This window comes from Streptomyces sp. A5-4 (genome assembly GCF_051131715.1).
GTDB lineage: Bacteria > Actinomycetota > Actinomycetes > Streptomycetales > Streptomycetaceae > Streptomyces.
In genome coordinates, this window is the sequence record NZ_CP178591.1 from 1,663,274 (window position 1) to 1,676,219 (window position 12,946).

Here is a 12,946-nt window from a genome sequence, read left to right on the forward strand (position 1 = left end):
CACATCACGACCTGATCCCCACCGCGCGAGGGCGCAACAGCGCCCTCGCGCGGAGTCATATCCGACAAGCTCATCGGAGGCCCTGCGGTGCACGAACTGCCGCAACAGCTGGCCAACGGCCTTGCACTCGGCGCCCTTTATGGCCTCATAGCCATCGGGTACACCATGGTGTACGGCATCGTCCAGCTCATCAACTTCGCCCATGGCGAGATCTTCATGATCGGGGGCTTCGGCGCCCTCACCGCCTACATAGCGCTCCCCAGTGGCACGTCACTTCTCGTGGCCATTCCACTGATGATCGTTGGCGGCGCCATCGCCTCCGTCGCCGTCGCCACCGCGGCGGAACGCTTCGCGTACCGCCCGCTGCGCGGCGCCCCGAGGCTGGCACCGCTCATCACCGCGATCGGCCTCTCGATCGTTCTCCAGCAGCTTGTCTGGGGCTTCTACCCGGACGCCAAGAAGCCGCGTAGTTTCCCCGAGTTCCAGGGCGAGTCCTTCAAGCTGTTCGACAACCTGTACCTCCAGCGCGCCGACGCCTTCGTCCTCGTCCTCGCCCCCCTGTGCATGCTCGCCCTGGGCCTCTTCGTGGCCAAGAGCCGCAGCGGACGCGCCATGCAGGCCACCGCGCAGGACCGCGACACCGCGAAGCTGATGGGCATCAACACGGACCGCATCATCGTGATGGCGTTCGCCATCGGTGCCGCGTTCGCCGCCGTCGCAGCCGTCGCGTACGGCCTCGACAAGGGCCAGATCAACTTCGAGATGGGCTTCATCCTCGGACTCAAGGCCTTCACCGCCGCCGTCCTCGGTGGCATCGGCAACATCTACGGAGCCATGGTCGGCGGAGTCGTCCTGGGCCTCGCGGAATCCCTGTCGATCGCCTACATCGAAGAGATCCCCGGGATGCAGCAGCTCGGCGGCGGCGCCTGGGCCAACGTCTGGGCATTCGTACTTCTCATCGTCGTGCTCCTGGTCAGGCCACAAGGCCTGCTCGGTGAGCGCGTCGCGGATCGGGCGTGAGAGCCATGACAACCGAAACCACGCAGACGGCCGAGACCGCACCGGCCGACCGCAACGCCCGCACGGTGCTCCTCCGTCGGCTCACCGCCGTCGGTGGGCTCGCCACGATCGCCAGCACCTTCCTGTCCTGGACCTACACCGACGAGTTCCCCGGTGACCTCACCGTCTACGGGTACCCCGGTGGCCTCCAGGTCCTCACCCTGGTCGCGGGCCTCCTCACCACCCTGTTCGCCCTGGCGTCGCTGGACATCAAGGGGCTGCGCTGGCTGGCTCCCACCGGCACCACCAAGGCCCTCCGGCTGCTCGCCCTCGGCGCCTTCGGCACCACCTGGTTCACGATCGTCGCCATCACCGTCGAACTCGGCGGCGTGGTACACCTCGAACCGGGCGGCTTCGTCGCAGCGGTGGCCTCCGTCATCCCACTCGTCGCGGCATTCCAGCTCCCCGACGACACACGCAAGGCCCGGCGCCCCAAGGCACTCCCCTCCTGGGCCGAGATCCTGATCATCGTCGTCGCCTTCGGCATCGGTCTGTTCGTCGTCACGTACGGCATCGACACCGAGTACGCCGAGCTCTTCACCGGCTACATGATCACCGCGGGCTTCGCCGTCGCGGCCCTGTTCAAGGCCGGCCTCATGGCACGGCTCTCAGGGCTCACCACCAAGTACCGCCCCATCGCGGTAACGGCCGCCTTCGTCGCCGCAGCGGCATTCCCGTTCACCCAGAACACCGACCAGTTCACGCTCATCGCGGTCAACATCCTCATCTTCGCGACCGTCGCGCTCGGACTGAACATCGTCGTCGGCCTCGCCGGACTCCTCGACCTCGGATACGTCGCCTTCCTCGGCGTCGGCGCCTACACGGCCGCCCTCGTCTCGGGCACCACCGCATCCGCCTTCGACGTCCAGTTCCCGTTCTGGGCATCCGTCCTCACCGGCGGCCTCGTCTCGCTGATCTTCGGCGTCGTCATCGGAGCCCCGACCCTGCGGCTCCGCGGTGACTATCTCGCCATCGTCACCCTCGGCTTCGGTGAGATCTTCCGCATCACCGTCGGCAACCTCGACGGCGTATCCGGCCCGCAGATCACCAACGGCCCCAACGGCGTGCCGAACATCCCCGACCTCGTCTTCTTCGGATACGACTTCGGCGAGGCCCACACCATCGCCGGCTTCGAACTCGGCGCGTACGCCAACTACTACATGCTCATGCTGCTCGCGATGATCCTCGTGATCCTCGTCTTCAGCCGCGCGGGCAGCTCCCGCATCGGGCGCGCCTGGGTCGCCATCCGCGAGGACGAGACCGCAGCCACCGCCATGGGCATCAACGGCTTCCGCGTCAAACTCATCGCCTTCGCCCTCGGTGCGACCCTGGCAGGTCTGGCCGGCACGGTCCAGGCACACGTCCAGAGCACCGTGGTCCCCGAGATGTACGTCTTCGCGGGCCCCGTACCGCCCAACTCCGCCTTCCTCCTCGCCGCCGTCATCCTCGGCGGCATGGGAACCATCAGCGGACCCCTCATCGGCGCGACGCTCCTCTACATGATCCCCGCCAAGCTGCAGTTCCTTCAGGACTACCAGCTGCTGGGCTTCGGCCTCGCGCTCATCCTGCTCATGCGCTTCCGCCCGGAAGGCCTCATCGCCAACCGGCGCGCCCAGCTCGAGTACCACGAGACCGACCAACTCGACGTACCGGACAAGGGATTGACCGGCTCCGGCGTCGGCGTCACGAAGGCGGGGGCGTGAACGACATGACGACCACCACCGAGACCACCACGGTCCTCGACGCCAGCGGCGTGACCATGCGCTTCGGCGGCCTCACCGCCGTACGCAACGTCAACCTGACCGTCAACGCGGGCGAGATCGTCGGCCTCATCGGGCCCAACGGCGCCGGTAAGACCACGTTCTTCAACTGCCTCACCGGGCTCTACGTGCCCACCGAGGGCAAGGTCACCTATAAGGGCACCGTCCTGCCGCCCAAGCCCCACCTCGTCACCCAGGCAGGCATCGCCAGGACCTTCCAGAACATCCGGCTCTTCTCCAACATGACCGTCCTGGAGAACGTCCTCGTGGGACGCCACACCAGGACCAAGGAAGGCCTCTGGTCGGCCCTCCTGCGTGGTCCCGGCTTCAAGAAGGCCGAAGCCACGTCACATGCCCGCGCCATGGAACTCCTGGAGTTCATCGGCCTCCAGGACAAGGCCGACCACCTCGCCCGCAACCTGCCCTACGGTGACCAGCGCAAGCTGGAAATCGCCCGCGCACTCGCCAGCGAGCCCGGCCTGCTGCTCCTCGACGAGCCCACGGCCGGCATGAACCCCCAGGAAACCCGCGCCACCGAAGAGCTCGTCTTCGCCATCCGGGACCAGGGCATCGCCGTACTCGTCATCGAGCACGACATGCGCTTCATCTTCAACCTGTCCGACCGCGTCGCCTGTCTCGTGCAGGGCGAGAAGCTCGTCGAAGGCACCGCCGAAGTCGTGCAGGGTGACGAGCGCGTCATCGCCGCCTACCTCGGCACCCCCTTCGAAGGGGCCCCCGGTGCGGATGAGGTCGCCGAGGTCGAAGCGGCCGAGGCGCACAGCGCCACCGGCACTACCAGCCCCACCAGCACGGAAGGAGACGAGACCAAGTGACCGCACTTCTCGAGGTCGAAGACCTCAAGGTCGCCTACGGCAAGATCGAAGCCGTCAAGGGAATCTCCTTCAGCGTCGAAGCCGGCCAGGTCGTCACACTCATCGGCACCAACGGCGCCGGCAAGACCACCACCCTGCGCACCCTCTCGGGGCTGCTCAAGCCGCTCAGCGGGAGAATCACCTTCGAGGGCAAGCCCCTCAACGGCGTGCCGGCCCACAAGATCGTGGCACTCGGGCTCGCACACTCCCCCGAGGGACGGCACATCTTCCCCCGCCTCACCATCGCGGAGAACCTCCAGCTCGGCGCGTTCCTCCGCACCGACAAGGCGGGCATCGAGAAGGACATCCAGCGCGCCTACGACCTCTTCCCGATCCTGGGAGAGCGCCGTAAGCAGGCTTCGGGCACCCTCTCCGGCGGCGAACAGCAAATGCTCGCCATGGGCCGCGCCCTGATGTCCCGGCCCAAGCTCCTGATGCTCGACGAGCCCTCCATGGGCCTCTCCCCGATCATGATGCAGAAGATCATGGAGACCATCGTCAGCCTCAAGGCCGAAGGCACGACGATCCTTCTCGTCGAGCAGAACGCCCAGGCCGCGCTGTCGCTCGCCGATGTGGGCCACGTCATGGAGATCGGCAAGATCGTGCTCTCCGGCACGGGCCAGCACCTGCTGCACGACGAGTCCGTCCGCAAGGCGTACCTCGGCGAGGACTGACCCTCCCGTACACCCCTTGTGTACACACCAGCTGTACGCGTACGAAGGGGCCCGCCCCCCAGCAGTCCGGGGGGCGGGCCTCTTCGTATGTACTGGCGTACCGGTTGGGGCTACTGGTCCTTCGCGGCCTTCTTCTCCTCGGCGTCCTCGATGACCGCCTCCGCGACCTGCTGCATCGACAGCCTGCGGTCCATCGACGTCTTCTGGATCCACCGGAACGCGGCCGGCTCGGTCAGCCCGTACTGCGTCTGCAGCACCGACTTCGCCCGGTCCACCAGCTTGCGTGTCTCCAGCCGTTGCGTCAGGTCGGCGACCTCGGTCTCCAGCGCCTTCAGCTCCGTGAACCGCGAGACCGCCATCTCAATGGCCGGTACGACGTCACTCTTGCTGAACGGCTTCACCAGGTACGCCATCGCGCCCGCGTCGCGGGCCCGCTCGACAAGATCGCGCTGGGAGAACGCGGTCAGCATCAGGACCGGGGCGATGGACTCCGCGGTGATCTGCTCGGCGGCGGAGATGCCGTCCAGAACGGGCATCTTCACGTCGAGGATGACCAGGTCGGGCCGGTGCTCACGAGCGAGCTCGACGGCCCGCTGTCCGTCTCCGGCCTCGCCGACGACCGAGTAGCCCTCCTCCTCCAGCATCTCTTTGAGGTCGAGGCGGATGAGGGCCTCGTCCTCGGCGATGACGACGCGGGTCGTCAGCGGCGGGACGTGCGACTTGTCGTCGTCGGCGACGGGCTGGGGCGACTCGGGGGTGGTCACGGGGCTCCTCGTTCCACGGCAGATACAGCTCCCCATGAGCCTACCTAGCTGGGGTATGGTGGACGCGCAGCGGGTCGAGTGCAACCTTCGATTCCCTGAGCCCCGGTAGTCCAATTGGTCAGAGACAATGGATTCAAAACCCATCCAGTGTCGGTTCGAGTCCGACTCGGGGCACTTCTCCTTCAATTCCAAGGTAGATCATGGTTTTCTGATCTTCGCCCCTCAGGGCCCCTTCCACCAGGAAGGGGCCTCTTCTGTACGTCGCCACCCGCGGGCGCGCGTCACGCACTACTTCGGGGCGTCGTCCTCGCCGATGTGGTGGATGCGGACGAGATTGGTGGAGCCGGCCACGCCGGGCGGGGAGCCGGCGGTGATGACCACGACATCGCCCTGCTGGCAGCGGCCGATCTTCAGGAGCAGCTCGTCGACCTGCGCGACCATCGCGTCGGTGGAGTCGACGTGCGGGCCGAGGAAGGTCTCGACGCCCCAGGTGAGGTTGAGCTGCGAGCGGGTCGCCGGGTCGGGCGTGAAGGCGAGCAGCGGGATGGGGGAGCGGTAGCGGGAGAGGCGCTTGACCGTGTCGCCGGACTGGGTGAAGGCGACGAGGAACTTCGCCCCCAGGAAGTCGCCCATCTCCGCCGCCGCGCGCGCCACGGCTCCGCCCTGGGTGCGGGGCTTGCTGCGCTCGGTGAGGGGCGGGAGGCCCTTGTCGAGGATGTCCTCCTCGGCCGCCTCGACGATGCGGCCCATCGTCCTGACCGTTTCCACAGGGTACTTGCCCACGCTGGTCTCGCCGGAGAGCATCACCGCGTCGGTGCCGTCGATGACGGCGTTGGCAACGTCGGAGGCCTCGGCGCGGGTGGGGCGGGAGTTCTCGATCATCGAGTCCAGCATCTGGGTGGCGACGATGACCGGCTTGGCGTTGCGCTTGGCGAGCTTGATGGCGCGCTTCTGCACGATCGGGACCTGCTCCAGCGGCATTTCCACGCCGAGGTCGCCGCGGGCGACCATGATGCCGTCGAACGCGGCGACGATGTCGTCGATGTTCTCTACGGCCTGCGGCTTTTCGATCTTCGCGATGACGGGGAGGCGGCGGCCCTCCTCCTTCATGACGCGGTGGACGTCCTCGATGTCGCGTCCACTGCGCACGAAGGAGAGAGCGATCACGTCGGCGCCGATCCGCAGGGCCCAGCGGAGGTCCTCGATGTCCTTCTCGGAGAGGGCGGGGACGGAGACGGCGACGCCGGGGAGGTTGAGCCCCTTGTGGTCGGAGACCATGCCGCCTTCGACGACGGTGGTCCGGACGCGGGGGCCTTCCACGGCGGTGACTTCGAGGGCGACCTTGCCGTCGTCGATGAGGATGCGCTCACCGGTGGTGACGTCGTCGGCCAGGCCCTCGTAGGTCGTGCCGCAGGTGTGGCGGTCGCCTTCCATCGGTTCGACGGTGATCGTGAACTCGTCGCCCCGTTCAAGCAGTACGGGGCCTTCACGGAAGCGTCCGAGGCGAATCTTCGGACCTTGAAGGTCGGCGAGGACGCCGACGCTGCGGCCGGTCTCCTCGGAAGCCTTCCGTACGCGCTGGTAGCGCTCCTCGTGCTCGGCATAGGTGCCGTGACTGAGGTTGAACCGGGCGACGTCCATTCCGGCTTCGACCAGTGCCTTGATCTGGTCGTATGTGTCGGTGGCGGGCCCAAGGGTACAGACAATCTTTGCTCGGCGCATGAGTCGAGCCTAAACCTTACCCACGAGTAGAGAATTGGCCGAGCATGACTACTCAACAACCTTTGAGTGAAAGGTTATTGACAAGTGTTGAATTGTGCGCGGGGGCGCTCTGATGAGCAATTCAGAGCGCCGTCGCGTGAGTTCGCCTCTCGGAGCGGCAGGGCGCCGGGTCAGAGCTGGGGCCGGTTCATGATGAATCGCGCGTTCACCAGGGCGTGCACGGCCTGACGTTGGGGTTCGAGGTCGAGCGCCGGGGCGTCCTCCGCCATTTCCGGGCCGGCCGCGGAGCGCGCACGGCCGGCGAAGCCCATCTTGAAGTCGGCGTGGACGGGGTGGGCTTCGTCCGCTCCGGGGTCCGCCAGTTCGACCAGGGCGGCAAGTTCGGTATCGAGGGCGTGGGCGTATTCGCGAGCCCGTTTGACGGCTTGCTTCACTGCTTGGCGGCGGACTTCGCCGTAGGCGGGCGATTCGGGGCGCAGGCTCCACCAGGGCCCGTCGATCCGCGTGAGATCGAGGTCGGCGAGGCGGGTGGTGAGCTCGCCGAGCGCGGTGAAGTCGCTGAGGACCGCGGTGACGTAGACATGGCCGTGGTAGGCACGGACGCGCTCGCCGCGGCCGTGCTTGGTCAGCTCGGGGCTGATGGACAGGGACCCGGTCTCCAGCTTTTCGACGGCGTCGCCATAGCCCTTGATGAGGTCGAGCACCAGGGCATTGCGCCGGGTGAGGTCTTCGAGCGCGGTGCGCCGGTCGGTGCCGCGGGCGCTGACGGTGATGCCGATGCCGGCGATTTCCGGGTCGAATTCGAGGCGCGCCTCGCCCTGCACCGCGAGGCGGGGCGCGTCGGGCGTGCCGTAAGGGGCTGCGGTTTTCGGTTCGTCGGTCACTCAGCCACTGTCGCACCCGGGTCGGACAAGTGGCAGTCATCAGATCGAAACCCGCAGGGGGTGTTGTGGGGTGTGGCTTCTGGGTCAGAATCTACGCGCGTTGCACAACGACGTCGGACACGGCGTCTCACAGTGAACCAAGGAGACCTCAGCATGCCGCTGAACCGTAGGACGTTCCTGGGCCGCTCGGCCGCCGCCGGGGCCGGTGCGGCCGTCGCGGGAAGCGCCGTCGCCCCCGCCGAGGCCCACGGCCATGGTCACGGACACGGACACGGGCGTCCCCCGAAGCGGTACTCCTTCACCGTCATGGGTACCACCGACCTGCACGGCAATGTCTTCAACTGGGACTACTTCACGGACAAGGAGTTCGACGACAAGGACCACAACGATGTGGGCCTGGCGAAGATCTCCACCCTCGTCGAGCAGGTCCGCAAGGACAAGGGCCGGCGCAACACCCTGCTGATCGACGCGGGCGACACCATCCAGGGCACCCAGCTGTCGTACTACTACGCCAAGGTCGACCCGATCACCGCGAAGCACGGTCCGGTGCACCCGATGGCGCAGTCCATGAACGCGATCGGTTACGACGCGGCGGCTCTCGGCAACCACGAGTTCAACTACGGCATACCGGTGCTGCGGAAGTTCGAGGAGCAGTGCGACTTCCCGCTGCTCGGCGCCAACGCGCTGGACGCGAAGACGCTCCGGCCCGCGTTCGCGCCGTACGTCATCAAGCGGCTGCGGACCCCGCACGGCCGTGATGTCCGGGTGGCGATCCTGGGGCTCACCAACCCGGGTATCGCCATCTGGGACAAGGCCAACGTGCAGGGGAAGATGACCTTCCCGGGGCTTGAGGAGCAGGCCGCGAAGTGGGTGCCGAAGCTGCGGTCGATGGGCGCGGACGTCGTCATCGTCTCGGCGCACTCGGGTTCCAGCGGTACCTCGTCGTACGGTGACCAGCTTCCGTACGTCGAGAACGCGGCGGGGCTGGTGGCGGAGCAGGTGCCCGGCATCGACGCGATTCTCGTCGGGCACGCGCACACCGAGATCGCCGAGTACTTCGTGGAGAACAAGAAGACCGGGAAGAAGGTCCTGCTGTCCGAGCCGCTCAAGTGGGGGCAGCGGCTGACGCTGTTCGACTTCGACCTGGTGTGGGCGAAGGGCGGCTGGACCGTGGAGAAGGCCGGCTCGAAGGTCCTCAACTCCAATACGGCCGTGGAGGACCGCCGGATCACGCGGCTGCTCAGTGACGAGCACAAGAAGGTCGTGGCGTATGTCAACCAGGTCATCGGTACGTCGGTGTCCGCGATGGCCACGGCCGACGCGCCGTGGAAGGACGAGCCGCTCATCGACCTGATCAACCATGTCCAGGTCGAGACGGTGCGGGCGGCCCTGGCGGGCGGCGAGTACGCGGCGCTGCCGATCGTTTCGCAGGCGTCGTGCTTCTCGCGCACGGCGGCGGTGCCGGCCGGGCAGGTCACCATCAAGGACGCGGCCGGTCTGTACCCGTTCGAGAACACACTTGAGGCGCGGGTGCTGACCGGGGCGCAGATCAAGGAGTACCTGGAGTACTCCGCGCGGTACTACGTGCAGACGGCGGCGGGCGCGCCGGTGGACACCGCCAAGTTGACGAATTCGGGCGGCATTCCGGATTACAACTACGACGCGGTGTCGGGTCTGACGTACGAGATCGATATCGCGAAGGCGGTGGGCGCGCGGATCGTGAAACTGTCCTTCGACGGGCAGCCCATTGATCCGGCGGCGCGGTTCGTGATGGCGGTCAACAACTATCGGGCGAGTGGTGGCGGGGCGTTTCCGCATATCGCGGGGGCGAAGCAGGTGTGGGCGAATTCGGAGGAGATCCGGAACACGATCATTTCCTGGGTGACGGCCAAGGGGACGGTTGATCCGGCGGAGTTCGCCGTGGTGGGCTGGCGTTTGACGCGGGAGGGCGCGCCGGTGTTCTAGCGGGGTGGGATGCGGGTGTGGTTGGGCGCTGTGCGGGGGCTTGTCCCCCGCCCCTTCCCCTTCCCGAAGCCGGGGCCCCGCCCCGGACCCCGGTCATCGAGCGCCGGACGGCTGACGTGGGCGGGGTGACTGGACGGGCGGCAACTCCACGCGCCGCACCCGCGCCCCCGTTCAGTTCCCCTGCGCCAGGGGTGTCAGCTCCGGCTGCTGGGACGGGACTCTGGGCGCCTCCCGGGATTCCAGGCCGAAGCTGGTGAACGCCGTGCGGCGTGGCATGGGGTACGCCTCCGTGCCGGTGAGCGAGTTGAGGATGGTCGCGCTGCGCCAGGCGGCCAGCCCCAGGTCGGGGGCGCCGACACCGTGGGTGTGCTGCTCGGCGTTCTGCACGTACACCGATCCGGTGACGGAGGCGTCGAACAGCAGCCGGAATCGTTCGTCGACGCGAGGGCGCTCCCGGGCGTCGCGCCGGATGTACGGGTCGAGGCCCGCGAGGAGTTGCCCGAGGGGGCGCTCGCGATAGCCGGTGGCGAGAACGACCGCGTCGGTGGTGAGCCGGGAGCGGGTGCCCTGCTGGATGTGCTCCAGGTGGAGTTCGACCTTGGTGGTGGCGACGCGGCCCGCCGTACGGACGGAGACTCCCGGGGTCATGACGACGTCGGGCCAGCCGCCGTGGATCGTGCGCCGGTAGAGCTCGTCATGGATGGCGGTGATGGTGTCGGCGTCGATGCCCTTGTGCAGCTGCCACTGACGGGGCACAAGCTCGTCGCGTACGGGCTCGGGCAGTGCGTGGAAGTAGCGGCCGTAGTCGGGCGTGAAGTGTTCCAGGCCGAGCTTCGAGTACTCCATGGGGGCGAAGGCCTCGCTGCGGGCGAGCCAGGTGATCTTCTCCCGGCCCGCGGGGCGGGCGCGCAGCAGGTCGAGGAAGACCTCCGCACCGGACTGGCCGGAGCCGACGACGGTGATGTGCTCGGCGCCCAGGAAGCGTTCGCGGTGGTCCAGGTACTCGCCGGCGTGGACGACCGGGACGGTCGGGGCCTCGGCGAGGGGTCTGAGGGGTTCGGGGATGTACGGCTCGGTGCCGACGCCGACGGCGATGTTGCGGGCGTACGCGCGGCCGAGGGCTTCGGCCTCGCCTTCGGCGTCGAGTTGGGTGAAGTCGACCTCGAAGGCGGCGCGTTCGGGGTTCCAGCGGACCGCGTCGACCTGATGGCCGAAGTGCAGTCCGGGCAGGTTGGCGCTGACCCAGCGGCAGTACGCGTCGTATTCGGCGCGCTGGATGTGGAAGCGCTCGGCGAAGTAGAAGGGGAAGAGCCGCTCACGGGTGCGCAGATAGTTGAGGAACGACCAGGGGCTCGCGGGGTCGGCGAGCGTCACCAGGTCGGCCAGGAAAGGGACTTGGAGGGTGGCGCCTTCGATGAGCAGGCCGGGGTGCCAGTGGAAGGCGGGGCGCTGCTCGTAGAAGGCGGAGGTGATACCGCCGTGGATGCCGTCCGCGAGGGCGGCCAGGGAGAGGTTGAACGGGCCGATGCCGATGCCCACCAGGTCGTGGGGGTGTTCGGGCTCCGGGGGCTGGGGGACGGTCATCGGTGAGTACGGCCTTCCAGGAGGTTCAGGAGTGCTTCGAGGTCGCTGGTCGTGGTGTGGGGGTTGAGCAGGGTGGCCTTCAGCCAGAGGCGGCCGTCGATGCGGGCCCGGCCGAGGACGGCCCGCCCTTCGGTGAGGAGGGTCCGGCGGATGTCGGCCACGGTTTCGTCCGAGGTGGCTGCGACGGTGGTGGCGGTGTGGGACGCGGTGGCTGCGTCGGGGGCCGGGCGGAAGAGGACCGTGGAGAGCGTGGGGCGTTCGTAGAGCTCCAGGTGCGGGCTCGCCTCGACGAGGTCGGCGAGTCGCCGGGCGGCGGCGAGAGTGCGGTCGATCAGGTCGCCGAGACCGCTGCGGCCCACCGCCCTGAGGGTCGCGGCGACTTTGAGGATGTCGGGACGGCGGGTCGTGCGCAGCGACCGGCCGAGGAGGTCGGGCAGGCCCGCTTCGGTGTCGTCCTCGGCGTTGAGGTAGTCCGCCTGGTGTCGCAGTACGTCGAGGAGGCGCCTGTCCGGTACGACGAGGAGCCCGGCGGCGACTGGCTGCCAGCCGAGTTTGTGCAGGTCCAGGGTGACCGACTGGGCGCGGTCCAGGCCTTCGAGGGCGTCGCGGTGCGTGTCGCTGAAGAGCAGGGGGCCGCCGTACGCGGCGTCGACGTGCAGCTCGGCGTTGTGGCGTGCGCAGAGATCGGCGATCTCGGGAAGCGGGTCGATGCGCCCGGTGTCGGTGGTGCCGGCGGTGGCCGCCACGAGCAGGGGGTGGTGCAGATCGGTGAGGGCTTCATCGAGGGCGGCGAGGTCGATGACACCGGAGGGGGCGGGGACGGTGACGGGTTCGGGGAGGCCAAGGAGCCAGGCGGCGCGGTGCAGGGAGTGGTGGGCGTTGGCGCCGCAGATGAGCTGTACGGCGCCGTGGCGCTCTCTGGCGAGGAGGAGGGCGAGTTGGTTGGACTCGGTACCGCCGGTGGTGACGAGGGCGTCGGGGGTGGGGCGTGCGGTGCGGGTGGTGGGGCTGGTGTGCAAGTCCGCTGTGGGGGCGCTGATTGGTGGGGTGCGTGGTGCGGTGCCTGTTGTGGCTGCTGTCCCCGGGTAGACCTCGGCGGCGATGGCCTCGGTGACGGCGGTCTCCAGCGCGGAGGCGGCGGGAGCCTGGTCCCAGGAGTCCATCGACTGGTTGAGCGCGGACGCGGCGAGGTCGGCGGCCGTGGCGACGGCGAGCGGCGGGCAGTGCAGGTGGGCTGCGCACCGGGGCTCGGCCGGGTCCGCGGCGCCTTCCGCGAGGGCGCGGACGAGGGTGTACAGGGCCTCTTGCGCGCCGGTGCCGTGGGCGGGGATGGCAGGCCCGACGGCGTCGCGCAGCCGTTTCGCGACGGCGTCGGGGCCGCCCGCGGGCAGTGGTCCGCCGCGGGCGACCGCTCCTTCGTGGAGCGCGTCGAGGACGGTGGCGAGCAGCGGCCGCAGGGCGGCGCTCCCGTCCACGCCGCCGGCGAGGGGCGGGATAGCGGTACCGGGGGGCGGCGGCGTACTCATGCGGGGTCCTTCGGGTGCGGGGCCGGCGCGCCGACGTGCATGGGCCAGAGCCGGGGCGTCCGGAGTGCTCAACGATCCGGACCCGAAAGTGGTACTGCCGTGTGTGGAAGGAGGGGTGGATTTCGCGCGGAGCGTT

General features: G+C 68.4%; 10 protein-coding genes and 1 tRNA gene. 6 read left to right on the forward strand and 5 right to left on the reverse strand.

Annotation, left to right across the window (positions count from 1 at the left end; genetic code table 11):
- The first annotated feature begins 87 nt into the window (after window positions 1-87).
- From ACLLJJ_RS07675 to ACLLJJ_RS07690, 4 genes are read left to right on the forward strand one after another with little or no spacing between them, the layout of a single operon-like run.
- Window positions 88-1,020, forward strand: coding sequence for a branched-chain amino acid ABC transporter permease (locus tag ACLLJJ_RS07675; protein ID WP_434588517.1), 933 nt, complete (start codon window positions 88-90; stop codon window positions 1,018-1,020).
- A 5-nt stretch (window positions 1,021-1,025) separates the two neighbouring features.
- Window positions 1,026-2,762 carry a branched-chain amino acid ABC transporter permease gene (locus tag ACLLJJ_RS07680; RefSeq protein ID WP_434588518.1) on the forward strand — a complete coding sequence of 579 codons (1,737 nt, stop codon included), beginning with the start codon at window positions 1,026-1,028 and terminating at the stop codon, window positions 2,760-2,762.
- A gap of 5 nt (window positions 2,763-2,767) precedes the next feature.
- On the forward strand, window positions 2,768-3,652 hold the full coding sequence (locus ACLLJJ_RS07685; RefSeq protein WP_434600334.1) for an ABC transporter ATP-binding protein: 885 nt from the start codon (window positions 2,768-2,770) through the stop codon (window positions 3,650-3,652).
- A complete protein-coding gene (locus ACLLJJ_RS07690; RefSeq protein WP_434588519.1) occupies window positions 3,649-4,365 on the forward strand; it encodes an ABC transporter ATP-binding protein in 717 nt (238 codons plus the stop codon). The genes ACLLJJ_RS07685 and ACLLJJ_RS07690 overlap by 4 nt, the downstream gene beginning before the upstream one ends.
- A 110-nt stretch (window positions 4,366-4,475) precedes the next feature.
- Here ACLLJJ_RS07690 and ACLLJJ_RS07695 read toward each other — a convergent pair whose 3' ends face one another.
- Window positions 4,476-5,129 carry an ANTAR domain-containing response regulator gene (locus ACLLJJ_RS07695; RefSeq protein WP_434588520.1) on the reverse strand — a complete coding sequence of 218 codons (654 nt, stop codon included), beginning with the start codon at window positions 5,127-5,129 and terminating at the stop codon, window positions 4,476-4,478.
- A 99-nt stretch (window positions 5,130-5,228) separates the two neighbouring features.
- Here ACLLJJ_RS07695 and ACLLJJ_RS07700 point away from each other — a divergent pair.
- Window positions 5,229-5,303 (forward strand) — tRNA-Leu (locus ACLLJJ_RS07700).
- Between the two features lie 114 nt (window positions 5,304-5,417).
- Here the strand turns inward: ACLLJJ_RS07700 and pyk are convergent.
- Both pyk and ACLLJJ_RS07710 read right to left on the reverse strand, forming a co-directional pair.
- Window positions 5,418-6,851, reverse strand: a complete 1,434-nt coding sequence (gene pyk, locus ACLLJJ_RS07705) for a pyruvate kinase (RefSeq protein ID WP_434588521.1) — start codon at window positions 6,849-6,851, stop codon at window positions 5,418-5,420.
- Between the two features lie 170 nt (window positions 6,852-7,021).
- Entirely contained in the window at window positions 7,022-7,735 is a 714-nt protein-coding gene (locus ACLLJJ_RS07710; RefSeq protein WP_434588522.1) for an SIMPL domain-containing protein, read from the reverse strand.
- Between the two features lie 153 nt (window positions 7,736-7,888).
- Here ACLLJJ_RS07710 and ACLLJJ_RS07715 point away from each other — a divergent pair, with 153 nt between their 5' ends.
- Entirely contained in the window at window positions 7,889-9,700 is a 1,812-nt protein-coding gene (locus tag ACLLJJ_RS07715) for a bifunctional metallophosphatase/5'-nucleotidase (protein ID WP_434588523.1), read from the forward strand.
- Between the two features lie 171 nt (window positions 9,701-9,871).
- On the opposite strand, the gene ACLLJJ_RS07720 is transcribed toward ACLLJJ_RS07715, so the two are convergent.
- Together ACLLJJ_RS07720 and ACLLJJ_RS07725 are read right to left on the reverse strand one after the other, a co-directional pair.
- Window positions 9,872-11,284 carry a lysine N(6)-hydroxylase/L-ornithine N(5)-oxygenase family protein gene (locus ACLLJJ_RS07720; protein ID WP_434588524.1) on the reverse strand — a complete coding sequence of 471 codons (1,413 nt, stop codon included), beginning with the start codon at window positions 11,282-11,284 and terminating at the stop codon, window positions 9,872-9,874.
- A complete protein-coding gene (locus tag ACLLJJ_RS07725; RefSeq protein ID WP_434588525.1) occupies window positions 11,281-12,810 on the reverse strand; it encodes a pyridoxal phosphate-dependent decarboxylase family protein in 1,530 nt (509 codons plus the stop codon). Before ACLLJJ_RS07725 ends, ACLLJJ_RS07720 begins: the two co-directional genes overlap by 4 nt.
- Between the last annotated feature and the right edge of the window lie 136 nt (window positions 12,811-12,946).

Coding starts and splice junctions, on each gene's coding strand:
- ACLLJJ_RS07680 (WP_434588518.1), top strand. CDS start 1,026: ATGACAACCGAAACCACGCAGACGGCCGAGACCGCACCGGCCGACCGC.
- ACLLJJ_RS07685 (WP_434600334.1), top strand. CDS start 2,768: ATGACGACCACCACCGAGACCACCACGGTCCTCGACGCCAGCGGCGTG.
- pyk (WP_434588521.1), bottom strand. CDS start 6,851: ATGCGCCGAGCAAAGATTGTCTGTACCCTTGGGCCCGCCACCGACACA.
- ACLLJJ_RS07715 (WP_434588523.1), top strand. CDS start 7,889: ATGCCGCTGAACCGTAGGACGTTCCTGGGCCGCTCGGCCGCCGCCGGG.
- ACLLJJ_RS07720 (WP_434588524.1), bottom strand. CDS start 11,284: ATGACCGTCCCCCAGCCCCCGGAGCCCGAACACCCCCACGACCTGGTG.
- ACLLJJ_RS07725 (WP_434588525.1), bottom strand. CDS start 12,810: ATGAGTACGCCGCCGCCCCCCGGTACCGCTATCCCGCCCCTCGCCGGC.